Source organism: Burkholderia sp. TSV86 (assembly GCF_001522865.1).
In the GTDB taxonomy this organism is placed as follows: Bacteria; Pseudomonadota; Gammaproteobacteria; order Burkholderiales; family Burkholderiaceae; genus Burkholderia.
In genome coordinates, this window is the sequence record NZ_LOWB01000035.1 from 15,080 (window position 1) to 37,134 (window position 22,055).

General features: G+C 58.5%; 21 protein-coding genes and 1 pseudogene. 15 read left to right on the forward strand and 7 right to left on the reverse strand.

Annotated features, from left to right (window positions below; all coding sequences use genetic code 11):
• Positions 1 to 2: 2 nt before the first annotated feature.
• The 3 genes from WS68_RS06105 to WS68_RS06120 all read left to right on the forward strand — a co-directional run bounded on the left by WS68_RS06105 (position 3) and on the right by WS68_RS06120 (position 4,255).
• Complete coding sequence (locus WS68_RS06105) at positions 3 to 1,268, forward strand: glycosyl transferase (RefSeq protein WP_197419533.1); 1,266 nt, start codon at positions 3 to 5, stop codon at positions 1,266 to 1,268.
• A 73-nt stretch (positions 1,269 to 1,341) separates the two neighbouring features.
• Positions 1,342 to 2,541 (forward strand): phytanoyl-CoA dioxygenase family protein, encoded by a 1,200-nt coding sequence (locus WS68_RS06115; RefSeq protein WP_197419534.1) that lies wholly within the window; start codon positions 1,342 to 1,344, stop codon positions 2,539 to 2,541.
• Positions 2,542 to 2,578: 37 nt separating this feature from the next.
• Positions 2,579 to 4,255 carry a glycosyltransferase gene (locus WS68_RS06120; protein ID WP_082709831.1) on the forward strand — a complete coding sequence of 559 codons (1,677 nt, stop codon included), beginning with the start codon at positions 2,579 to 2,581 and terminating at the stop codon, positions 4,253 to 4,255.
• A gap of 350 nt (positions 4,256 to 4,605) precedes the next feature.
• On the opposite strand, the gene WS68_RS06125 is transcribed toward WS68_RS06120, so the two are convergent.
• Genes WS68_RS06125 through WS68_RS06140 form a run of 4 tightly spaced genes read right to left on the reverse strand, consistent with a single transcriptional unit; the run spans position 4,606 to position 9,940 of the window.
• Positions 4,606 to 4,857, reverse strand: a complete 252-nt coding sequence (locus tag WS68_RS06125) for a formate dehydrogenase subunit delta (protein ID WP_059569948.1) — start codon at positions 4,855 to 4,857, stop codon at positions 4,606 to 4,608.
• 7 nt (positions 4,858 to 4,864) lie between these two features.
• Positions 4,865 to 7,834, reverse strand: coding sequence for a formate dehydrogenase subunit alpha (fdhF, locus tag WS68_RS06130; RefSeq protein ID WP_059569949.1), 2,970 nt, complete (start codon positions 7,832 to 7,834; stop codon positions 4,865 to 4,867).
• Positions 7,835 to 7,850: 16 nt separating this feature from the next.
• Complete coding sequence (locus tag WS68_RS06135; RefSeq protein ID WP_059569950.1) at positions 7,851 to 9,428, reverse strand: formate dehydrogenase beta subunit; 1,578 nt, start codon at positions 9,426 to 9,428, stop codon at positions 7,851 to 7,853.
• Positions 9,425 to 9,940: an NAD(P)H-dependent oxidoreductase subunit E gene (locus WS68_RS06140; protein ID WP_059569951.1), complete on the reverse strand. Its 516-nt coding sequence runs from the start codon at positions 9,938 to 9,940 to the stop codon at positions 9,425 to 9,427. Before WS68_RS06140 ends, WS68_RS06135 begins: the two co-directional genes overlap by 4 nt.
• 131 nt (positions 9,941 to 10,071) lie before the next feature.
• Between WS68_RS06140 and WS68_RS06145 the strand changes: the two genes are divergently transcribed.
• On the forward strand, positions 10,072 to 11,151 hold the full coding sequence (locus WS68_RS06145; protein WP_059569952.1) for a substrate-binding domain-containing protein: 1,080 nt from the start codon (positions 10,072 to 10,074) through the stop codon (positions 11,149 to 11,151).
• Between the two features lie 154 nt (positions 11,152 to 11,305).
• Here WS68_RS06145 and WS68_RS06150 read toward each other — a convergent pair whose 3' ends face one another.
• Positions 11,306 to 11,869: a TetR/AcrR family transcriptional regulator gene (locus WS68_RS06150; RefSeq protein WP_059569953.1), complete on the reverse strand. Its 564-nt coding sequence runs from the start codon at positions 11,867 to 11,869 to the stop codon at positions 11,306 to 11,308.
• A gap of 141 nt (positions 11,870 to 12,010) precedes the next feature.
• Between WS68_RS06150 and WS68_RS25750 the strand changes: the two are divergent.
• The 4 genes and pseudogenes from WS68_RS25750 to WS68_RS06180 form a co-directional block, all read left to right on the forward strand.
• A pseudogene (locus WS68_RS25750) lies at positions 12,011 to 13,109 on the forward strand (molybdopterin-dependent oxidoreductase); the annotation flags it as partial.
• 312 nt (positions 13,110 to 13,421) lie between these two features.
• Positions 13,422 to 13,742 (forward strand): ferredoxin family protein, encoded by a 321-nt coding sequence (locus WS68_RS06170; protein WP_059569957.1) that lies wholly within the window; start codon positions 13,422 to 13,424, stop codon positions 13,740 to 13,742.
• A 154-nt stretch (positions 13,743 to 13,896) separates the two neighbouring features.
• Positions 13,897 to 14,832 (forward strand): GTP 3',8-cyclase MoaA, encoded by a 936-nt coding sequence (gene moaA / locus WS68_RS06175; protein WP_231752958.1) that lies wholly within the window; start codon positions 13,897 to 13,899, stop codon positions 14,830 to 14,832.
• Between the two features lie 7 nt (positions 14,833 to 14,839).
• The gene (locus tag WS68_RS06180; RefSeq protein ID WP_059569959.1) at positions 14,840 to 15,613 is read left to right on the forward strand and encodes a ferredoxin--NADP reductase; all 774 of its coding nucleotides are present in this window, start codon (positions 14,840 to 14,842) and stop codon (positions 15,611 to 15,613) included.
• Positions 15,614 to 15,746: 133 nt separating this feature from the next.
• Here the strand turns inward: WS68_RS06180 and WS68_RS27305 are convergent, their stop codons facing one another.
• Both WS68_RS27305 and WS68_RS25755 read right to left on the reverse strand, forming a co-directional pair.
• On the reverse strand, positions 15,747 to 16,058 hold the full coding sequence (locus tag WS68_RS27305; RefSeq protein WP_156429363.1) for a hypothetical protein: 312 nt from the start codon (positions 16,056 to 16,058) through the stop codon (positions 15,747 to 15,749).
• Between the two features lie 27 nt (positions 16,059 to 16,085).
• Positions 16,086 to 16,891, reverse strand: a protein-coding gene (locus WS68_RS25755; RefSeq protein ID WP_156429364.1) for an IS5 family transposase whose coding sequence is annotated in 2 segments (ribosomal slippage) — positions 16,086 to 16,561 and positions 16,561 to 16,891 — 807 coding nt in all. Because the reading frame shifts where the segments join, the coding sequence is not laid out codon by codon here.
• Between the two features lie 142 nt (positions 16,892 to 17,033).
• Between WS68_RS25755 and WS68_RS29240 the strand changes: the two genes are divergently transcribed.
• From WS68_RS29240 to WS68_RS06215, 7 genes are all read left to right on the forward strand, one after another.
• The gene (locus WS68_RS29240; protein WP_269434531.1) at positions 17,034 to 17,156 is read left to right on the forward strand and encodes a hypothetical protein; all 123 of its coding nucleotides are present in this window, start codon (positions 17,034 to 17,036) and stop codon (positions 17,154 to 17,156) included.
• A 150-nt stretch (positions 17,157 to 17,306) separates the two neighbouring features.
• Positions 17,307 to 18,437 (forward strand): ThiF family adenylyltransferase, encoded by a 1,131-nt coding sequence (locus WS68_RS06190; RefSeq protein ID WP_059569961.1) that lies wholly within the window; start codon positions 17,307 to 17,309, stop codon positions 18,435 to 18,437.
• A gap of 20 nt (positions 18,438 to 18,457) precedes the next feature.
• Positions 18,458 to 19,087 carry a DUF6445 family protein gene (locus WS68_RS06195; RefSeq protein ID WP_156429365.1) on the forward strand — a complete coding sequence of 210 codons (630 nt, stop codon included), beginning with the start codon at positions 18,458 to 18,460 and terminating at the stop codon, positions 19,085 to 19,087.
• Positions 19,088 to 19,354: a MoaD/ThiS family protein gene (locus WS68_RS06200; RefSeq protein WP_059569963.1), complete on the forward strand. Its 267-nt coding sequence runs from the start codon at positions 19,088 to 19,090 to the stop codon at positions 19,352 to 19,354.
• A gap of 3 nt (positions 19,355 to 19,357) precedes the next feature.
• A complete protein-coding gene (locus WS68_RS06205; RefSeq protein ID WP_059569964.1) occupies positions 19,358 to 19,933 on the forward strand; it encodes a hypothetical protein in 576 nt (191 codons plus the stop codon).
• A 2-nt stretch (positions 19,934 to 19,935) separates the two neighbouring features.
• A complete protein-coding gene (locus WS68_RS06210; RefSeq protein WP_059569965.1) occupies positions 19,936 to 20,787 on the forward strand; it encodes a multinuclear nonheme iron-dependent oxidase in 852 nt (283 codons plus the stop codon).
• Positions 20,788 to 21,463: 676 nt separating this feature from the next.
• Positions 21,464 to 21,943 (forward strand): hypothetical protein, encoded by a 480-nt coding sequence (locus WS68_RS06215; RefSeq protein ID WP_059569966.1) that lies wholly within the window; start codon positions 21,464 to 21,466, stop codon positions 21,941 to 21,943.
• The last annotated feature ends 112 nt before the right edge of the window (positions 21,944 to 22,055 follow it).

The following is a 22,055-nucleotide window of genomic DNA, read 5'->3' on the forward strand; positions in this document are numbered from 1 at the left end:
ACATGAGAACGAAGACCATTGTATTTACCAGCGCAGCGCTTAACTACATTCCGAAAGTGCGGATGTTATTCAATTCCTTGCGCGAGCTTCATCCGGAAATCGAACTGCATCTCGCGCTGTCTGACATACTGCCGAAAGATGTCGAGCTGAGCGACGAGCCGTTCGACGAAGTTCATCCGATCAGCGAACTGGGCATTCCTGACTGGAAAGGGTGGACGTTTTGCCACTCGATCGTCGAGCTGTCGACGGCGATCAAGCCGTTCGTGCTCGAAAAATTGCTGCTGCGCCCGGATACGGAGCGCGTGATCTACTTCGATCCGGACATGGTTTTATTTTCGAGAGTCGATGATTTGCTCGAGGCGCTCGAAGAATCGAATGTCATTTTGACACCGCATCAGACGGAGCCGGAAAGCCGCTTGTCGGCGGTGATCGACAATGAAATCTGCAGCCTCAAGCACGGTGTCTACAATCTCGGATTCGTCGGCGTTTCGGCGACGGACGAGGGATTGCGGTTTGCAAACTGGTGGAAGCAGCGAATTTACTATTTTTGCCGTGCCGATATTCCGAACGGCCTGTTTACAGACCAGCGCTGGATCGACCTCGTGCCAGCCTTTTTCTCGGATGTCGCCATCATTCGCTCTCCACGACATAATGTGGCGCCTTGGAATGTCACGACCCGCGATGTGACGGGAAGCTTTGAAGAGGGTTTCCAGGTTAATGGCGAGAAACTCGGTTTTTATCACTTCACGGGTTTCGATAGCGGCGCGCATCGCGTAATGGCGTCGATCAATGCGCGGCCGGCGTCGAAAATCGGTATGTTGATCGATTGGTACGAGCGTGAGACGGCCCAATTGGCATTGGATCCGCTCGCTCAATACAAATGGGCGTTCGGCGCGTATTCGAATGGCGAAAAGATCGATCCGCTTCATCGCTTGATCTATCGAGAGCGTGTCGATTTGCAAAGAGCATTTGCCGATCCATTCGATGCCAGCGGAGACGGGTACTTCGGCTGGCTGACTAAGCAGGGCGTGCTCGAATATCCGAACTTGGCCGTGAGAGATCAAGCGGATCCCGGGCTCGATATGCGCAAGCGTCAATTAACGCCGGGCTTCAGGCCCTCTCATGAAGACAATCTGGATTGGAACCGGATTCGTAATCTGGCTGCTGACGTCATGACGCGTCCGTCGCAGGCGACTCGCTATGCCAAGCGCGCATGGGAAATTTTGCGTCAGGAGGGCGTAAAAGGGGTGACTCGTCGGTTGAGTTGAAAATCGTTTTAGCGGGGCGGGGGCAATGCGAGAAAAGCGTGTTGCGAGGAAAATAAAACGACTAAAGGCCAAAATGAAACTGCAAGCAAAGTTTGCCGAAGACGGCACTGCCGGAATTTTGACGTACACCTTGCACGATGCTGGGCGGCTCAAGCCAAATGCGGAAATATTGATCGGGGTTGCAGGGCGGCAAGACATTCAGTTGCGCATGGCTCGGGCAGCAGACTTGCCGATCGATATTCATATTCACACACATCTGTTCGAAAACGGCACGTACACGCTGCAAGCAAAGGCAAAGAGCGGATGGCTGGGCAGCACGATTCGCGCGGAAACCGTTTTTAAGATCGAACATCGCAATGGACTGGCGGCGAAGGTCTCGTCTCTTCTGTCCGCGGCAGGCACGCCTCCAGTATTCGCTGGAGACTGTGATTCGTCGTACTACCCCTATGACGAGAACGGGGCGATGCCTTGGTTCGATCGGCCGGATGCGGATGAACATATTGCTGCATTGCTGCGCTCGGGCGAGATTTCAGACACTGAGGCCGGTGCGCTGCGCCAATTCGTGAAAGATGGCTTCATGATTCTCGAAGGCGTTATCGACGACGTGTTGGTCGCTGCCGTCAACGCGGAAATCGAAGATGCGATCGAGCGTAAGTACCAAAATTATGAATTTGGGACAAGTCAGCGAATCGAACATCTTCATCTGCATTATCCGAACATGCGTAAGTTGTGGCTCGATCGGCGCCACCTGCGCCTGGCCGATCTGGTATTCGGTGCTCGTGCCCGGCCGTGCCAGACGCTGACTTACATATTCGGCAGCCAGCAAGATGCGCATCAGGACACAGTGCATCTTACGCCGTTTCCCGCTGGCTATATGTGCGGCATTTGGATCGCGCTGCAGGACATCTGCGCAAATAGCGGAGAGCTTGTCGTTTATCCGGGCAGCCATCGAGAACCGCGCATTTATTTAAATGGAACGGGGTGCAATAAGGTCCGCTCGGACTGGAGCGAGTTCGGTGCCAAGATCGTGCCGAAATATCAGGAAATATCGGCGCGATATACCGCCTTCGTTTACCGCCCGAAAAAAGGCACCGTCCTGATTTGGCATGAGAACCTGTTGCATGCGGGGTCGATTCGTCTTGATCAATCGTTGCCGCGCCGCTCGGTGGTAATTCACGCGTTCGCGGATGGTGCGATCGGTTACTACGATTCAACGGGTATAGCGGCAAGCGCAGTGCCGTTCGCGGAAATTGCTGCCTTCGCTGGAAATTGACGCGCGTTATGCCGTTGATGGGTTAAGAAATACTGATATGAATATATCCAATGCCCCAGCGCTGGGTCAGGAAAGCGATTTGACCGAATTCAGGTGGTCTATTGATCATCTGGCCGTAAACGAAGATGGCGCGCTTCTCTTATTTGGTTGGGCCTTGCATGTAAAGAGCGAAATCGAGCGGCTGAATGTCGTTTGCCATGGCTCGAACGGGGAGGAATTACATTTTTCCGTCACATATGGAACTGAACGGGTAGACGTTGCGAGGGCGATGCCGGAAGTCATCCATGCAAGCGCGAGCGGATTTTATTATTTCGGACATTTACCGCTTTCAGGAAAGACGAGCGTATCGCTCAGGGTTACGTTGGCGGATGGCAGCAGCGTCACGCTTCCATCTGGCCGCGAGGTGGAAAAAAAAGCGGCCGCGTCAGGCGTTTCGAGCGCTGCAACGCGCACGCGTATTCAGGCGTATCGCTATTTGCTGGGGCGCGCGTGGCATTTCGCGGCATCGGGCCGTTTCATGGATCTAGGAACGGCTGCAGCGCGATACCTCCGCAATCGGCCTCCCAGGGTCGCGGGCGGTCTGGACGGCATCCTGCGTCGGCTGAGTAAACAAAGAGAGACGGTGCTCGTTATCGATCATGATTTAGGGGGCGGCGCGAATCAGTTTCGCAGGAAACTGATGCGCGATTTGGTTTCGTCGAACGCGCAAGTCCTGCTTCTCATCTTTCATCTACCGTCGCTGCGTTATGCGATCGAATTGCATGTAGAGAGCGAACTGGTTCGAGTCGCGGTGAATGGCGGGAGCCTTTTCACTGAACTGCAGCGTTTGCCGCTTAATCGGATTCATTATAATAATTCGGTTTCCTTCACGAGTCAGCTATCGTTACTTCATGCATTGATGTTGATTAATTTGAGTCGTGCGGTGCCGATAACGTTTTATTTGCACGATTATCACAGTATTTGTCCGTCCCATTTTTTGCTCGATAATAACGGGAAGTTTTGTAATATCCCTGATCTACAGCGCTGTGCAAATTGCCTGCCGGCGATGAGCAGTGGCCTGGTGTCGCTGTTTGCCGAGCGGGATATCGGTCTTTGGCGGAAGGTCTGGTTTGACTTCCTGACGCAGACGGCCGAAATCGTCTGTTTTTCGAATGCGAGCCTTCAACTGCTGCTGAAGGCTTATCCGCGACTTGCGGATCATCGTCGCCTGGTGGTTCGGCCGCATGACATGTCCGATTTTCCGGTCAAGCAGATAACGTTTGACCTTGATAAGCCGCTCAATATCGGCGTAGTCGGCCGAATTAACGAACATAAGGGGGCCACTATCGTCGCGGAAATGGCGGACGCGCTCGAGCGGAGGAACAAGGGCGAGCGTATCACTGTCTTGGGTGTGCTTGACGCGGCTCGAGTGTCGGGCGTTCTTCATGTAACGGGCGCTTACGAGCGGGACAAGCTGTCGGATCTCGTGGACAAACATCAGGTCAACATGATTGCGTTCACCTCGATCTGGCCAGAGACATTTTCGTTCGTTGTATCGGAAGTGATGAATTTGGGCTTGCCGATTGTTTGCTTCGATATGGGCGCACCTGCCGAGCGAATCCGATCTTATTCGCTTGGCAAGGAAATTCCATTTTGTGATGGCGCCACGCTGGTCGAGACGATCGTGGCGTTCAAGGACGAACTGCGCAAGAAGCGGCAGCTACATCGGGTGTAGCTGCGGTCCTGGCGTCGCTCAAACAATGTCGGATTGGCATTCCTTTCGAGTCAGCCAGATCAGGATGTCGCAAAGATACAGAGGAAAGGCTTCTGCTACGCCATAGATATGATTAATCATCGCGGACGTTCTCCATGGGTTTCGATAGTGGCCGGGAAGGGATGAGTGATACGGTACGGTGCATCCGGTCCCGCATCTATCCTACAACAGGCGCTTATACGTCAAAACAGCGCGGCGGCTCGTGCGCGCTGTACGCGCTGCGTCATGCAACGCCGTGCATCAGCATGCCACGCCCATGCCGCATCACGCGACGAAATAGCTGGCGTGGCAGGCCGAACAGCGGGGCGGTTTCAAGCGGGCGAGATGACGGGCGACAGCGTCTCGCGATACGCTGCAACCGCGTCACGGACGATCGGCGCGGCACGCTGCGCCGCCTCGCTGCCTGGATCGTCGAGCGCGGCAAGCAGCGCGCGCCGCATCCGAGGCTCCCAGAAGCGCCGGATATGGTCGGCAATGCCGGCCAGCGCCTCGTCGCGATCGGGCATCGATGCGAAGAATGCGCCGATCTGGTTGGCCATGTCGATCAGGTGTGCGGAATTCATTGCGTTCTCACTTACCCGTCGACACGCCCGCCGCTTCGCGGCGTTCGAGCAGGTCGAGCTGTTCGGCGGTGAAGCGCGCGTATGCGGCTTGCCAATCGGAGCGTTGCGCTACCGGCAGCACCTGTACGGCTGTCACCTTGTATTCGGGGCAATTCGTTGCCCAATCGGAGCTATCGGTCGTGATGACATTCGCGCCTGATTCGGGGAAGTGGAACGTCGTATACACGACGCCCGGTTGCATTCGCTCGGTCACGAGCGCGCGCAGCACCGTCTGGCCGGCGCGCGATTCGATGCCGACCCAGTCGCCGCTTCGTATGCCGCGTTCCCGCGCATCGTGCGGATGAATCTCGAGCCGGTCCTCATGATGCCATTGCACGTTGTCGGTGCGCCGCGTTTGCGCGCCGACGTTGTACTGTGACAGGATGCGGCCCGTCGTCAAAATCAGCGGATAACGCGGCGTGATTTTTTCTGCGGACGGGATGAACTGCGTGATCACGAAGCGCCCCTTGCCGCGCACGAAAGTGTCGACATGCATCGTCGGCGTGCCGTTGGGCGCGTGTTCGTTGCATGGCCATTGAATACTGCCGAGCGTATCGAGCTTGTCATACGACACGCCCGCGAAGGTGGGTGTAAGCCGCGCGATTTCGTCCATGATTTCCGACGGATGTACATAATCCATCGTGTAGCCGAGCGCGCGGGACAGCATCAGCGTCACTTCCCAGTCCGCATAGCCGGCAAGCGGCGGCATGACCTTGCGCACGCGCGAGATGCGGCGCTCGGCGTTGGTGAAGGTGCCGTCCTTTTCGAGAAACGACGAGCCGGGCAGGAACACATGCGCATACTTTGCCGTCTCGTTCAAAAAGATATCCTGCACGACGATGCATTCCATCGACGTCAGTGCGGCCGCGACATGCTGCGTATTCGGGTCCGATTGAACGATATCCTCGCCTTGGCAATAGAGGCCCTTGAAACTGCCGTCCAGCGCCGCATCGAACATGTTCGGAATGCGCAGGCCCGGTTCCGGCTGCAACGTCGCGCCCCACGCTGCTTCGAACTGTGCGCGCACGTTCGCGTCGCCGATGTGCCGATAGCCGGGAAGCTCGTGCGGGAACGAACCCATGTCGCATGAGCCTTGCACGTTGTTCTGACCGCGCAGCGGATTGACGCCAACGCCTTCGCGGCCGATGTTGCCGGTGGCCATCGCGAGATTCGCGATGCCCATCACCATTGTCGAGCCCTGCGCATGCTCGGTCACACCGAGTCCGTAATAGATCGCGGAGCGTCCCCGGCCCATGCCGGCGGGGCGCCCGCCGGTCGCATACAGGCGGGCGGCGGCGCGCACCTGTTCGGCCGGCACGCCGGTCACGCCGGCGCTTGCCTCGGGCGAATTCTCGGCGCGCGCCGCGAACTCGCGCCACTGCTCGTATGCACGGGCTTCGCAGCGCTCGGCGACGAAGGCGTCGTCGACGAGCCCTTCGGTGACGATCACGTGGGCAAGCGCATTGATGATGGCGACGTTGGTGCCGGGGCGCAGTTGCAGATGATGATCGGCTTTCACGTGCGGGCCATCGACGAGATCGATGCGGCGCGGATCGATGACGATCAGCTTTGCGCCTTCGCGCACGCGGCGCTTCAGGCGCGAGCCGAAAACCGGATGGCCGTCGGTGGGGTTCGCGCCGATCACGACGATCACGTCTGCGTTGCCGATCGATGCGAAGGTTTGCGTGCCCGCCGATTCGCCGAGCGTCGTTTTGAGGCCGTAGCCGGTTGGTGAATGGCAGACGCGCGCGCAGGTGTCGACGTTATTGTTGCCGAACGCGGCGCGCACCAGCTTTTGCACCAGGTAGGTTTCCTCGTTCGTGCAACGCGACGACGTGATGCCGCCGATCGAATCGCGGCCGTATTTCGCCTGCAGGCTGCGCAGCCGCGTGGCCGCATGGGCGAGCGCTTCGTCCCAACTCACTTCGCGCCACGGATCGCTGATCTTCTCGCGGATCATCGGCTTCGTGATGCGGTCCTTGTGTGTCGCGTAGCCCCACGCGAAGCGGCCCTTCACGCAGGCGTGGCCTTCGTTGGCGCGGCCGTTGCGGTGCGGCGTCATGCGCACGACCTGCGAGCCTTTCATCTCGGCCTTCAGCGAGCAGCCAACGCCGCAGTATGCGCACGTCGTGACGATCGCATGCTCGGGTTGGCCGAACTGCATGACCGATTTTTCCTGCAGCGTCGCGGTCGGGCATGCGGCGACGCATGCACCGCACGACACGCATTCGGAGGCCATGAACGATTCGCTTTCGCTGGCTGCGACGCGCGATTCGAAGCCGCGCGCGGCGATCGTCAGCGCGAACGTGCCCTGCGTTTGCTCACACGCACGCACGCACCGACTGCAGACGATGCATTTCGACGGGTCGTACGTGAAATATGGGTTGGATTCGTCTTTCGGCTCGTGCAGATGATTGGCGCAGCCGTTGCCGTAGCGCACTTCGCGCAGGCCGACGATGCCCGCCATGTCCTGCAATTCGCAGTCGCCGTTGGCGGGGCAGGTCAGGCAGTCGAGCGGATGATCGGAGATATACAGCTCCATCACGTTGCGGCGCAGCGTCTGCAAGCGGTCCGATTGGGTACGCACTTTCATGCCGGCTTCGGCCGGTGTCGTGCATGAGGCCGGATAGCCGCGCCGGCCTTCGATTTCGACGAGACACAGGCGGCACGAGCCGAACGGTTCGAGTGAATCGGTCGCGCACAGCTTCGGCACGTTGATGCCCGCCTCGACCGCGGCGCGCATGACCGACGTGCCGGCCGGCACCGTGACGGGCCGGCCGTCGATCTCGAGCGTGACGTTGGCGTCGGCGTGGCGGTGCGGCGTGCCGTAATCGGTATCGTCGAATGGCTCCCGCGCGCGTGCCTGCGCGGTGTGTTTGCATGTGCAGTGGCTCGAGCCGCAGCCGCTTTCGCGGCCGTTGAGCGTGTCGGCGGACATGGGGGCTCCTTGCGGATCAGGCCGCGGTCTTGACCGGGTTCGACGCGGCGTTCTTGCCGGCGGCGAGCCCGAAATCCTCGGGAAAGTGCTCGAGCGCGGAGAGCACCGGATACGGCGTCATCCCGCCCATCGCGCATAGCGAGCCGGCGAGCATCGTGTCGCACAGCTCGCGCAGCAGCGTGATTTGCCGCTCCGACGTGTCGCCCTGGCGAATGCGCGCGATTGTTTCGACGCCGCGCGTCGAGCCGATCCGGCAGGGCGTGCACTTGCCGCACGATTCGACCGCGCAGAATTGCATCGCGTACTCGGCGAGCTGCGCCAGATTCGATGTGTCGTCGTGCAGTACGATGCCTCCGTGACCGACGACCGCGCCGATCGCCGCGTAGGCTTCGTAGTCCAACGGCACGTCCCATTGATGCTCCGGCAGATACGTGCCGAGCGGGCCGCCGACTTGCGCGGCGCGCGCGGGCCGCCCGCTCGCGGTGCCGCCGCCGAAATCGAACAGCAGCTCACGCAGCGTCGCGCCGAACGCAAGCTCGACCAAGCCGCCTTGCTTGATGTTGCCCGCGAGTTGGAACGGCAGCGTGCCGCGCGAGCGGCCCATCCCGTAATCGCGATAGAACGCGGCGCCGCGCGCGAAGATCACGGGCGCGGTTGCGAGCGTGATCACGTTGTTGATGACCGTGGGTTGACCGAACAGGCCGGCGAGCGCGGGCAGCGGAGGCTTCGCGCGCACGACGCCGCGTTTGCCTTCGAGCGATTCGAGCAGCGCCGTTTCCTCGCCGCAGACATACGAGCCCGCGCCTTTCGCGACATGCAGCTCGAACGCGTGCGCGGAACCGAGCACGCGTTCGCCCAGCCAGCCGGCCTCGCGCGCGCGTGTGATGGCCGCTTCGAGCGTGGCGATCGCATGCGGATATTCGCTGCGCACGTAGATATGGCCGATCGTTGCTCCGGTTGCGACGCCCGCGATGATCATTCCTTCGATCAGGCAGTACGGATCGCTTTCCATGATCAAGCGATCGGAAAACGTACCCGAATCGCCTTCGTCGGCATTGCAGACGATATATTTTTGCGGCACGTTCGCGTGCCGGACGGTGCGCCATTTGATGCCGGCCGGGAATGCCGCGCCGCCGCGGCCGCGCAAGCCCGATTCGATCAGCGTTTCGCATGCGGCGTCGCCTTTCATGGCGAGCGCGTTCTTCAGGCCGGCAAGGCCGTCGTGCCGCAAGTAATCGTCAATCGACAACGGGTCGGTCAGGCCGATGCGCGCGAACGTCAAGCGCTGCTGGCGCGCGAGATACGGCAGCGCGTCGACGAGGCCGACGCAGCTTGGATGCGCGCCGCCTTTCAGCCAGCCAGCGTCGAACAGCGCCGGCACGTCGGCAGCCGACAGGTTCGCATAGCCGATGCGGCCGGCGGCCGTGCCGATCTCGACGAGCGGCTCAAGCCACAGCAGACCGCGCGAACCGTTGCGGATCAGCTCGATCGTCACGCCGCGCCGCTCGGCCTGCTCGGCGATGGCCGCGGCGAGTGCGTCGGCGCCGAGTGCGAGCGCGGACGAGTCGCGCGGCACGTAGATGCGTGTCGTCATGCTGCCCCCAGGGTTGGGGATACGGCGTTCGCGAGCAACGCGTCGAATTTTTCCGGCGTGACCTTTGCGTGCAGCACACCGTTGATCGTCATCGACGGCGATTGCGCGCATAGTCCGAGGCAGTAAACCGATTCGAGCGCGACGGCAGCCGGCACGCCGGCGTCATGCGCGTGCGGATGCGCGGTGCCGTCGCGCGTGGCGTCGAAGCGGCAGTGCGTGCGCGTTTGCGCATGCTCGGCGAGCGTTTCGCTGCCCATGCTGCGGCATGCTTCGGCGCGGCATATCTGGATTGTCACGCGCGCGGGCGGCGTCGTGCGAAAGTGATGGTAATAGGTCAGCACGCCGTGCACTTCCGCGCGTGACAAATTCAACGCTTTCGCGAGCGGCGCGACGCAGCCGGGCGGCACGTAGCCCGCATCGTCCTGGATCGCATGCAGGATCGCGACGAGCGAGCGGCCGGCGCGCGCATGGCGCTCGACGAGCGCATCGGGCGCGGGGGAAATTGGGGACATCTGTTATGCTCCTCCAAAGTCTCATATGCACTACGAATTCATATATGGTGCATCGCGACTTTGTTTTGATGGATTTTAGCCAACGATAAGCGGAAGCCTTGATGGTCGCAATAGGAAATCGGGGTGCATAATTGATTCAAGTCGAATGCGACGCCTATTTGACTGTGCGCGACAACGCGGGACGCACGGCGAGCTTGTCGGACGTGGCGCCGTTGCTCGAACTCGTCGCCGCGACGGGCAGCATCGCGCAGGCAGCGCAAACGAAGGGCCTGTCGTACCGGCATGCATGGGGGCTGCTGCGCGCGCTGGAAGCTTGCGTGGGGGGCGCGCTGATCGAAACCGCGCGCGGCAAGGGCTCGACGCTGTCCGAATTGGGGCGCGCAGTGGTGGACGCGCAACACCTCGCGCGCAACCGGCTCGACGGCAATTTGCGCATGCTCGCGGCCGAGGTCGCGAGCGAGCTGAACCGCCGGCTCGCGCAGCGTGACGGCACCTTGCGTCTGCACGCTTCACACGGCTACGCGGTGGCCGCGCTGGTGACATCGCTCGTCGACGCTCAGGCGGCGATCGATATCAAATATCGCGAGAGCGTCGAGGCCGTAAAGGCGCTCGCGCGCGGCGAGTGCGATCTGGCGGGATTTCATTTGCCGCTCGGCGCGTTTCGCGAGCCGTGCGCGCAGATCTACCGCCCATGGCTCGACGATGCGCGCCACGTGCTGATTCATCTGACGAGACGCAAACAGGGGCTGTTCGTGCCGTGCAGCAATCCCAAGCGGGTTCGCGGCTTGGCGGATCTCGCGCGTGACGACATCCGCTTTGTCAACCGTCAGCCGGGCTCGGGCACGCGCATGCTGCTGGATCTCGCGCTTCGCGCGCTCGGTATCGATCCCGGGCGGATCAACGGCTATGCATCGGCCGAACTGACTCATTCCGCGATCGCGGCGTTCGTCGCGAGCGCAATGGCCGACCTGGGCTTCGGGGTCGAGCCGGCCGCCCGTCATTTCGGGCTCGATTTCATTCCGGTTGTCGATGAGGACTACTACTTCGCATGCGAGCGGGCGCGGCTCGACGAACGGCCGCTCGCACGCGTCATGGAGTTGCTGCGCGATGTGCGCTACCACGAACAGGTCGCGCGCCTCGACGGCTATGATCCCGCCGCGTGCGGTACGCTGACGAGCGTCACGGCGGGGCTTGCCGGCATCGATCAGTGAGGCGGCCGTCACGCACGGCCGCACCGGGCGGGACGAAATTGCGGCACGGCCTTGCGTGCGGATCGCCTCCGCGAGTTGCCGAACGCAGCGTAGCTTCGGCAGCCACGGCGAGGGTTGATCTCTTCAGCGCTTTGTTGCTCAGCTATCCGAAGCGTTACTGGGGCGTATCGCCATTGTCAAACGTCCGCGCGACAAAGTCGAATACCGAGCGCAGCACTTCATTGCGATGCTCGGGCGTGGCCATTGCCCGCGCAATCAGCACCGCGCCGACAGCCGCGCATCCGATCGTCCAAGCGGTGGCGTCGTCGTGCACTTCGTTGGCGATGGCGGCTTGATAGCGCAGGATCAGCTTTTCAAACGTTTTACGAGTCGCGATATCCGCCCTTGCCACTTCCGCGCCCAGCGACGGAACCGGGCAGCCCAGCTCGGGATGGTTGACGTTTGTCTTGCTCAGGTAGTTGCGTAGCGCGGCAAGCAGTTCGGCCTTGGGGCGGCCTTCGAACGCCGAAAGCACTTTCGACATTTCGTGCTCGATGATCGCGTGCAGGAACTCCGGCTTCGAGCGGAATTGCGTGTAGAACGCGCCCGTCGTCACGCCGGCTGCCGCAGTGAGCTTGTCCATGCCGGTGTTCGCAAAGCCGTTTTGTTTAGCGAGCGCCGCGCCTGCCTCGATGAGGCGCATCCGGCTCTCTTCCTTGTGTTTCGGTGAGTAGCGCATGGGCCGTTTCCCGTTGGTTAGAGACGCAATTCGATTGACTTCATCCGAAGTATAGAATAGCGTCCGTTATCATAACGATCGCTATTTTATGCGTTCGAATGTCCCCCAATCGCCGCATGCGGCAGGCAGACGGAGTGTGTGATGACAGTCGAAAAAACCGCTTGCATTCTTTGTTCACGCAATTGCGGCCTTGTCGTCGACGTCGAAGGCGGCAAGCTCGGCAAGATTCGCGGTGACGACGAGCATCCGGTCTCGAAGGGCTATCTGTGCCAGAAGGCCGCGCGGCTTGCCTACTACCAGGATCACGACGACCGCCTGACGCACCCGTTGCGGCGCGAGCCGGATGGCAGCTTCGTGCGCGTTACGTGGGACGAAGCGATCGACGATATCGCGCGCCGTCTGCTTGCGCTGCGCGCGCGGCACGGCGGGGATGCGTTCGCGCTGGTCGGCGGCGGCGGGCAGGGCAATCATGTCGGCGGCGCATATAGCCGGCAATTGCTGGCGGCCATGCGCAGCCGCTATGCGTACAACTCGCTTGCGCAGGAGAAAACCGGCGATTTCTGGCTCAACGGCCGTTTATTCGGACACCAAGCCGCTCAAGCGCACCGCTCATCACCGGATGCACCCGATCGCCGGTATTTATCCGCCGAATATCCTGCCCGACGAGATCGAATCGGCGGGCGATCACCGCGTGCGGGCCGTGTTCGTCGATAGCGCGAATCCGCTTGTCACTTATGCGGATTCCGGCGCATACGAGCGGGCGTTCGCGAAGCTCGAATTGCTCGTCGTGGTCGACGTCGCGATGACGGAGACCGCGCGTCTTGCGCATTATGTGCTGCCCGCTGCGTCGCAATTCGAAAAATGGGAGGCAACGGGTTTCAACCTCGAGTTTCCGGAAAATGCGTTTCACCTGCGGCATCCGCTCGTCGCGCCGCTCGGCAAAGCGCTGCCGGAGCCGGAAATCTACACGCGCCTGCTCGAGCGCATGGGCGAGATTCCGCGCCGCTTTCCGCTGCTCGCGCGTATTGCGCGGCTCGAGCCGCGAGCGTCCCGGCATCTTGCGTACATGGGCGCGCTCGGCGCCGCGCTCGCATTGAACAAAGGTTGGCGGCGGCATGCCGCGTCGGTCGTCTACCGGACGCTCGGCCGTGCGCTGCCGAACCAGGCCGCCGGCGTGGCGCCGCTGTTGCCGCTCGCGATCGCTTATGCGCAGCGGCATTACGCGGCGGTGCGCCGGGCCGATCGGCCCTGAGCTGAACCGCCTGACGTCGGGCGCGCATTGCGATCCGTTGTCGCGCACGCCGTATCACAAGTACGTGCCGGTCCGGCTGAGCAAGGGCATTGTCGAGACGCAGACGCGGGCCGAGGCGCTGACACAAGCGTAATGCGGCGAGCTGTGTCGGGCGGCGCTTGCGAGGACGGCCGCGTGAGCGGCCGGCTGGTTATGCGCGGGCCTTGCGAAGGATGCCGCCGCAAACGGTTGGGCATGCTTACCGGTGCGCCGCCATTACTCGGATTGATCGGGGTGATTTCGCTTTCAGGAGATTGCGCAATGGCTTTTGTCGTGCTGGAACAATGCATTCGCTGTAAGCACACGGACTGTGTCGATGTTTGTCCAGTCGATTGTTTTCGCGAAGGACCGAATTTTCTGGTCATCGATTGCGCGCTTTGCGAACCGGAGTGTCCGGTCGATGCGATACGTTCCGAAGACGATGTGCCGGACGAGCAAAAATATTTCGTCACCCTTAACGTTGAATTGGCGAAGCATCCCCGCTGGACGCAAATCACCGCAAAAAAGCCGGCTTTCGTCGATCATGCGGACTGGGCTGGCGTGCAAGGCAAGCTCGCGCAACTGGATCGAAACGGTGCGTGACGCTCGCGAGGCCGTTGTGCGGAGCGATGCGTGCGTTTCGGCCGGTGCGGAATCATTCACCATCCGAATTCATCGGATAACGTAACGGAGATTGACATTGGGACGCGTGCTGATCGATCGCTTTGGTCGGCAAATCACTTATGTCCGCTTGTCCGTGACGGATCGCTGCGATTTCCGTTGCGTGTATTGCATGCCGGAAAACATGCGGTTCGCGCCGAATCGCGAACTGCTGACGCTCGACGAACTGGCGGCCGTCGCCGAGGCATTCGTCGCGCTTGGCGTGCGTAAGATCCGAATCACCGGAGGCGAGCCTTTGGTTCGCTCTGGATTGACGCAATGGGTTGCGCGTCTGGCGAAGCTGCCTGATCTCGGCGAGCTTGCCTTGACGACCAACGGCGCCCGTCTCGTTCGATTCGCCGTGCCATTGAAGGCGGCCGGCCTGGATCGCATCAACATCAGTTTGGACTCCCTGCGGCCGGATCGCTTCGGCGCGCTGACGCGTACTGGCCGCCTCGACGATGTGCTGGCCGGCATCGACGCAGTCAAAGCGGCGGGCTTTCGGCGCGTCAAGCTCAATAGCGTGATGCTTCGCGGTCGCAACGATGACGAAGTGCTGGATCTGCTGCGCTTTGCCCGAGCGATGCACGTGGATCTGACTTTCATCGAGGAAATGCCGTTGGGAGCGATCGATGAGCATGACCGGGCGCTCACGTTCATGTCCAGCGATGAGGTGCTCGCGCAGATTCGCCGCGAATATCCGCTGTTTCCCCTTGCCGTCTCATCCGGTGGCCCGGCGCGCTATTTTTTCATGGCGGACAGCCCCATTCGCGTTGGGGTGATATCCCCGCATAGCCGGAATTTCTGCGGCGATTGCAACCGGGTGCGTGTCACGGCAAACGGCCGTCTTCTGCTGTGTCTCGGCAATGAGCACAGCGTCGATCTGCGCGGCGTGCTGCGCGAGCATCCGGGCGATGTCGAACGGCTGCATGACGCGATCGTCGCCGCGATGCGGATCAAGCCCGAGCGTCATCACTTCGATCTGAATGCGCCGCCGCAAATCGTCCGCTTCATGAACGCCACTGGAGGATAGGAAACGCATGTCCGCGCACGCTTTAGAAACCGTACTGTCCGTTCATCATTGGAATGACACGTTATTCAGCTTCAAGACCACTCGCCATCCTGGATTTCGATTCAAGACGGGACAATTCGTGATGATCGGCCTTGAAGTCGACGGGAAACCCTTGATGCGCGCCTATAGCGTGGTTAGTGCGCCGTATGAGGATCATCTGGAGTTCTACAGTATCAAGGTGCCCGACGGCCCATTGACGTCCCGGTTGCAGCATCTGCGAACCGGGGACTCGTTGCTTGTCGGGCGCAAGTCGACAGGATCGCTGATCATCGACAACCTCAAGCCGGGCAAGCGCCTTTATTTGCTTTCGACCGGAACTGGCCTGGCGCCGTTCATGAGCGTGATTCGCGATCCGGATTTCTACGAAGCCTTCGACAAAATCATTTTGACGCATGGCGTGCGCTGGACGAGCGAACTGGGCTACTTCGATCACATCACCGCCGAATTGCCCGAGCATGAATACTTCGGACAACTCGTGCGCGACAAGCTGCTCTACTATCCGACTGTCACGAGAGAAGCTTTCACGCGCCAGGGGCGGCTGACCGATCTGATCGAATCGGGCAAGCTGTTCGATGAGATTGGCCTGCCGCCGCTGAATCCGCGCCATGACCGCGTGATGATTTGCGGAAGTCCGGGCATGATCACCGATCTCGTCGAGCTGTTGGATCGACGCAGATTCGTGGAAGGGACTAGCCATGCGCCGGGCGATTATGTGATCGAGCGGGCGTTCGTGGAGAAATGACGCGGTGTGATTTTCTTTCGAAAGGAACGCGGATAGATGAACCAGAGGGGAAATGCGAGCGGTTTCGATGGAGACAGATGATTCGGCACCGCTCGACATTCAATGGATTGGAACGGCCATGACGCGTGCGTAATTAGTATTTGATCATAATGGCATTATTGGTGAAGGTTATTTGTGAACAACGGTTGTTAACCGTTGCAACCACTACTCCATTCATGATGATGGAATTGAGACTGATGGTGGCGGACGAAACTATGCCGGAGTCGTTGGTTAAGGTCAGGGCATTTCCATTTTGACTGATATATGCGGTTCTTCCTGGATATGTGCATCCAGTGCCACAAATATAAGCTCCGGCGACTACCGTATATCCTGCTTCGTTCACCAGACATTCGGCGCGAGCGGTGCCCATTGCTGTAAGGCACAGTAAAAAAATCAGATTCTTCATGACAAGCCCCCTATATATTAAGAGTCGCTAACACAAGTCATCCACGAATCGCGAGCAGATAACGGCAGCGGCCAGGGAGAGCAACGCGAGATGAATGTCGAGCCGGCGTTCGAAGCGAATGCGCAGCTTGCCGAAACCGGCAAACCAAGCATGGGTGCGTTCGACAACCCAACGATGCCGTCCGAGCCGCTCCTTGCTTTCCACCCCGCGACGCGAAATACGTGCCGTGATGCCGCGTTGCCTCAGATACTGCCGACAGCGAGCAAAGTCGTAGCCCTTGTCCGCGTGCAGTTTGCCGGGGCGTTTGCGCGGTTGAACTGTCAGGCCCGGCACCGGCGGGATAGCATCAATCGTCTGCTCGAAGGCGACCGAATCATGCCGGTTGGCACCCGTGACCGTGATGGCCAGAGGCACGCCGCGCGCATCTACAATGAGGTGTCGTTTCGATCCGAGCTTGCCCCGGTCCGTCGGGTTGGGGGCGGTTTCCGGGCCCCCCGGGGGCTGGAAACGCTGGCGCCATCGATGCTCGCCCGTTCCCAATCAATCTGGTCATGCTCACGCAACCGGCGCAACATCGCCAGATGCAGCTTGCCCCACACGCCTGCCGCTTGCCAATCCCTCAGTTTTCGCCAGCAGGTCATGCCGCTGCCGAAGCCCAGTGCCTGCGGCAGGTCTTCCCAGGGAATGCCGGTCTGGAGAACGTACAGAATTCCGTTCAATGCCGCCCGGTCGTCTACCGTACGACGCCGACCGCCCTTGGGCGAGGGCGTGAAAACTGGAATCAACGGTTCCAGTGCCGCCGATAACTCGTTGCTGATTTTGTGTCTTGCCATTCCGCAAGCATATGGCCTTGGAGATCGGGCGTCCATGTGGTGTTAGCGACTCTTATTATAAACATTGTTTCGTCCCTCATAAGCTGATACAGCCAATTGAAGAGCAATGTTGCTTCTTTAGTGGCATTTTTTTGGAGGAATCATGAACGAGCAAGTCAAAATCGTTGAAGAAGATGCAAAACTGCTTGAAGCCGAGCAAATTTCGGAAGAAGAAGTGACGTTCTCGCTCAGCCAGATTCTGTCGAACAAGGAATGGCAGGAGTAAGCACCCTCGTTTTTTAGGGTGAATGCAGCCATATCCCGGGAATGGCTGCATTTTCATCCATTTTATGTTCTTTGATTTTATAAATTCCGCAAGGCGAGCACGACAAATTACCAGTTCGCCTTTGAATTCAACCATTGCAAATATATAAAGATGAATTCTGCGATATTCGGTGATTTTCTTGAAAAAGCGAGGAGCTCAGTTCGCGAAATATCGACTGAATATGCGCAGGAGCTCCTAGCCACATATGTTCCATTTTTTGATGTTCGTGAGGAGAGCGAGGTTGATCAGGGAATAATCCCCGGCGCTCAGGCGTGCGGGCGGAGCTTTTTGGAAATGAGGGTTACCGAGCAGGTACCCGATCTCGGCTTACCGGTGGTCGTCTATTGCGCGAGCGGTGTTCGTTCGGTGGTCGCTGGGGCCTCCCTGCGCGCTCTAGGATATACAAACGTCATGTCACTCGCGGGTGGTCTAGCCGCCTGGAAAGCAGAGGGCCTACCGGTCGTCAAAGGTGCTTCGCTAAGCAGTGGCGAGCGCAATCGGTATGGTCGCCAAATCATTTTGCCGCAGGTCGGCATTGATGGTCAGGCAAAGCTCAAACGCGCTAGGATCCTCGTGATCGGAGCTGGTGGGCTGGGTGCGCCATGCCTGCAATACCTCGCGGCGGCAGGCGTAGGGACGATCGGAATCGTGGACCATGACAGTGTCGACCTGAGTAATCTGCAACGGCAGGTGATCTACGGTGTTCAGGATATTGGCAAGCCAAAGGTGTCGGCCGCTCGAGATCGACTGCTGGCGATGAACTCAGATGTGCGCGTGAGCACGTTTGCCGACAAATTTGACGCCGCGAATGCCCTGTCTATTTGCCGGGATTTCGACATTCTCATCGACTGCACAGACAATTTTACTGCCCGATATTTGGTTAACGATACTGCCATCACGTTGAATTTGCCGGTGATACATGGCGCTGTTTTTCAATTCGAAGGTCAGGTCGCCCTACTCAATCACGGTCACGGCCCCTGCTATCGCTGCATTTATCCCGAGTCACCGCCCTCGGAAATCGCACCAACATGCTCGGAGGCGGGGGTGATCGGTGTGGTGCCAGGCGTTATTGGTACGTTGCAGGCTGCCACGGCGATCAAGCTCGTTTTGGATCTGGACGTCGAGCCCGGTTTTTCGCTGATTTATCACGCGCTCGATGACGCATTCAGCAAACGTAAACTTCGAGCGCGGGCGAATTGCACGTGCCGATCCGGCAACGAGACAGTAATACCGAAGGTCTAACATACCGAAGCGGAGGCGCTGTGCCCCAACGTTCAGTTCTGATTCTCGATGATTTTTACGACGAGCCGATGGCAGTTCGCGACTTGGCATTAAGCCTAGAATTTCGTCCCAAAGACGACGCAATGTACCCCGGCGGCGAAGCCTATTCAAACGCAATGGACTGGGAGAGCGTTCGCCAAAGAATTATCGGAGAACTGGGAGTGGGTTCCGTCGAAACGCCGATTCCCGGGAAAAACTTTGCGCAAGGTAAGTTCCGACTCGCAATGAAGCAGCACGAGAAAACGCGTCCCGACGCCGTTCACCAGGATACGCAACGTTACTCGGCCATCGTTTATCTAGCACACGACGCCGACTGCGTGGGGGGCGTCGGTCTGTATCAGTGTAAGCTAAGTGGACAGACGTCGATGAATCTAAAATGGTTCAATACGTTGAGCGAGAAATTCGGCGTCGGTATTAAAGATCCGGCTTTCGCCCCATTGGTGAAAAACTACTGCCTCGACTGGTCAAATTGGACGCAAATAGGAGAACTTCCAATGCGTTTCAATCGTTTGATCGTCTTGATGGCTCGCTGCTTTCATGCGTCCACGGGCATTTTTGGAAATGATGCTGCATCCGGACGTCTCACTCAACATTTTGAGATTTATCTATAAATGCCGCTAATCAACGTTTCCCTCCCCACTTCGATTTTCAGAGAGCGAAATCTTGAAATCGAAGCCGAGAATGCCAACGATCTTTTTGTCAAAATTAGAAAATCGAACCCAGCTGTATTCGACGCTTTGTTTCGCGAGCGCAGTACCGGCATCGTGCCGAAAGCCTTCGTGGCCATCTTTCTGAATGGTGAGCAGGTTTTTGCAATCGAAGGTCCGCTCAATGACGGAGACCGGGTGTCCTTCGATGTCGCGATCGCGGGTGGCTGACACATGGACGCAAGGAAACTACAACAGGTCTATCTTCGAGCGATGTATACCGGCGCTCCAGCAACGGTCTCCTCTGAAGAGGATGCGTTCTTTATCGCACAATCTTCTGCGGAGCGTTTGATTGTCGAACATGCGGCCCGCATCCGAAATCTGCGGACCGTACTGCACGACGATATGCGTCTTCTCAAAAAGGTCCTGGACAAAGCGTCGCTTTTGCCTCACGTGAAGGCTTACGCGGAATCAGATCTATTTTGGATGCATCGCGGCCGCACGCTCATCGAAGACTTCTGCCTGTACTTTGTTGAGCACACATCGGCCACACCAGTACATAAGTTGCTGGCCTGCATTGAGGGCGTGTGTTCGGGACTATCCATTAAGACTGCAGTCGCTTCACCTTGGGACGAACACGATATGCAGCAACGCGGCGATGTTACTACGGAAACCTTTCTCGCACCGTTCTCTTTGCCCTTCAAGCAGATTTTCGACTCCAAGTCTGACTTTCAACCGACAAAGCAGCCGGTTACCTGCGTGATCCGAAAATCCGGCGCAAAGATCAACGTGAAATTCATAAAGGACTAGACATGCAGAAAATTGGTCTAGGACTCGACTATCAGCACAGACAAAGCTACAGTCTGTCGCTCGGAGATTTGTTGCATTCACTCGCACCACGTTTGTCCCATGTGTCGATTGTTGGTTTAGTGACAGATGACGACGTGCGCGACTTTAAGGCAATGACCGCACTCCCGATTCTACATCATTTCACGGGAGTCGCGCCTGGCGGGGCAGACGGCATAAATCTCGTCAATCTGAAAAGACAGTGCGAAATTAGTAGCGCGCTTGACGCGGTCTGGTGTCTGGAAGACATCGGTATCTGGCATATTGGCCCGTACAACATACCGTACTTCGCGCCACCGGTGCTTTGCCGTGAGGTCTTGGACCAGACCATCAATGGTCTTCGCCGTCTCAAATGCGAAGCCCCGGTGCCCTTTTTGGTTGAATTGCCGTCGTTCAGTTTTCTCGCTGGCGACATGACACTCGAGCATTTCTTCGGCGAACTGCTTGCTGAGACAGACTGCGGGATGGTACTTGACGTCAGCCATGTCTTCTCTTACGCGATCTATTGCAACAAAGATCCACTTGAAGTTTTGCGTGCGCTGCCGCTTGATCGCGTGATAGAGATTCACATTGCCGGAGGGAGTGTTCACCCAGAGCACATATGGCGCTATCGAGATACCCACGTGGAGCCGATTGTGGAGCAAGTCATTCCGATCCTTGCGGCTGCGATTGATCACTGTCAAAACCTGCGAGCGATTACATACGAAATAGGACTAGGCATTTCGCTCGATCTTGTCGATCGAGAAATCACGCGACTGCAAGTCATTGCGGAGGCGAAACGCTTCGTACCCCGCCTAACTAAGACCATGCCGATATGAACGCCAATCTAATTGTGGCCTCGGCGCTTTCACTAAACGGAGCCGGTTGCCGAATCGCGGTATACGACGATACGAATAGCCGCGCCTTTAGGCGCATACAGGACGTGCTCGATCCGGATGAGCACGTGCGCCGTATAACAGGTTGCTCATCTTGAATTTCGGCAACTCGATAGAGCCAGCGCTAGCCTTAACTTCCTGGGCAGCTTGCGTTAGCGCTTCTAATTGACATCACCCAATCCGACCGATGCCGCCGTTGCAGTCGTATCGATGGAAAGTTCATCCTTGCGCCATAAAATCTGTCGACTAGGAATTTATTGTAAGAATTTTGAGAAAATGATTATATTCATCTCATTCACAATAGATTTTTCATGAGCATATCCAAGCTGCGAAAGTGTGTAGGTTCGTTTTGAAAATTCTCTATATGCCCAGCTGAATCGATCGCCGTAATCGGATGTGGTTGATTCAATATTTGCCCGTATCGATCTAATAATTGCCGGCGTGTATCGTCGAATTAAGCGAATACTTCAATTCGCATCACGGATGCAGGATTGTTGAGGCGATTGTTTCGGCCTAAGAAATTGATTCGATTCGGAAAAATGCATTAGTACAATGATTTCCCCCTGGTGAAGAAATAGGGGGGCGCTTGATTCGAATTAATTAATATAGGGGACTGATTATGAAACTTTGCCGTCATGTACTCCGCGAATTGTCCGTCGCGCTCGCCGCGTTGTGTATTCAGGCGGGGCCGTCGTATGCCCAATCCACGCCCGGCATTCCCGATCCGGCGGCGGTTGGTTTGACGCCGGGAATCGGGCAGAACGGCGCGCCGACCGTATCGGCCTGTTTTTATAATTACCGCACCGGCGTCGTTGCCGGTTTTCCTACTCAGATCGCGTCGGGTTGGATCGAAACCAATCAACGCAACAACCCGGCATGTACTGCGCCGGGAGGGTTGCCGAGCCCCAATTGGGAGGAAATGACGTATTTCCGCGATATGCCCATAGGCTCGACCATTTCCGCGTGCTGGAGTTTTTCGTGGCCATCTGATTGGCAGCCGATCGGGTATGCCGCCGATCCATCGAAGTGCGGTTATTGGCCGGGCGGACAGATTCCGGGCGCGCAGCCCAATGTGGTTTTTTTGAAGCGAGTTCGATGACGCTGGCGCGCCCGGCGCTCAAGCGCCGGGGATGGGTGAACCGCCCCGAGTTTTGTGGAGGCTCCAACTCTTGAGAGAATGGAGCCATGAACAAGAAGCCAAGCAAGTTTTC

Bases quoted from the DNA above. Each gene is read 5' to 3' on its own strand.
- WS68_RS06105 (WP_197419533.1), top strand. From the start codon at position 3: ATGAGAACGAAGACCATTGTATTTACCAGCGCAGCGCTTAACTACATT.
- WS68_RS06115 (WP_197419534.1), top strand. From the start codon at position 1,342: ATGAAACTGCAAGCAAAGTTTGCCGAAGACGGCACTGCCGGAATTTTG.
- WS68_RS06120 (WP_082709831.1), top strand. From the start codon at position 2,579: ATGAATATATCCAATGCCCCAGCGCTGGGTCAGGAAAGCGATTTGACC.
- WS68_RS06125 (WP_059569948.1), bottom strand. From the start codon at position 4,857: ATGAATTCCGCACACCTGATCGACATGGCCAACCAGATCGGCGCATTC.
- fdhF (WP_059569949.1), bottom strand. From the start codon at position 7,834: ATGTCCGCCGACACGCTCAACGGCCGCGAAAGCGGCTGCGGCTCGAGC.
- WS68_RS06135 (WP_059569950.1), bottom strand. From the start codon at position 9,428: ATGACGACACGCATCTACGTGCCGCGCGACTCGTCCGCGCTCGCACTC.
- WS68_RS06140 (WP_059569951.1), bottom strand. From the start codon at position 9,940: ATGTCCCCAATTTCCCCCGCGCCCGATGCGCTCGTCGAGCGCCATGCG.
- WS68_RS06150 (WP_059569953.1), bottom strand. From the start codon at position 11,869: ATGCGCTACTCACCGAAACACAAGGAAGAGAGCCGGATGCGCCTCATC.
- WS68_RS06170 (WP_059569957.1), top strand. From the start codon at position 13,422: ATGGCTTTTGTCGTGCTGGAACAATGCATTCGCTGTAAGCACACGGAC.
- WS68_RS06180 (WP_059569959.1), top strand. From the start codon at position 14,840: ATGTCCGCGCACGCTTTAGAAACCGTACTGTCCGTTCATCATTGGAAT.
- WS68_RS27305 (WP_156429363.1), bottom strand. From the start codon at position 16,058: ATGAAGAATCTGATTTTTTTACTGTGCCTTACAGCAATGGGCACCGCT.
- WS68_RS29240 (WP_269434531.1), top strand. From the start codon at position 17,034: ATGAACGAGCAAGTCAAAATCGTTGAAGAAGATGCAAAACTGCTTGAA.
- WS68_RS06190 (WP_059569961.1), top strand. From the start codon at position 17,307: ATGAATTCTGCGATATTCGGTGATTTTCTTGAAAAAGCGAGGAGCTCA.
- WS68_RS06200 (WP_059569963.1), top strand. From the start codon at position 19,088: ATGCCGCTAATCAACGTTTCCCTCCCCACTTCGATTTTCAGAGAGCGA.
- WS68_RS06205 (WP_059569964.1), top strand. From the start codon at position 19,358: ATGGACGCAAGGAAACTACAACAGGTCTATCTTCGAGCGATGTATACC.
- WS68_RS06210 (WP_059569965.1), top strand. From the start codon at position 19,936: ATGCAGAAAATTGGTCTAGGACTCGACTATCAGCACAGACAAAGCTAC.
- WS68_RS06215 (WP_059569966.1), top strand. From the start codon at position 21,464: ATGAAACTTTGCCGTCATGTACTCCGCGAATTGTCCGTCGCGCTCGCC.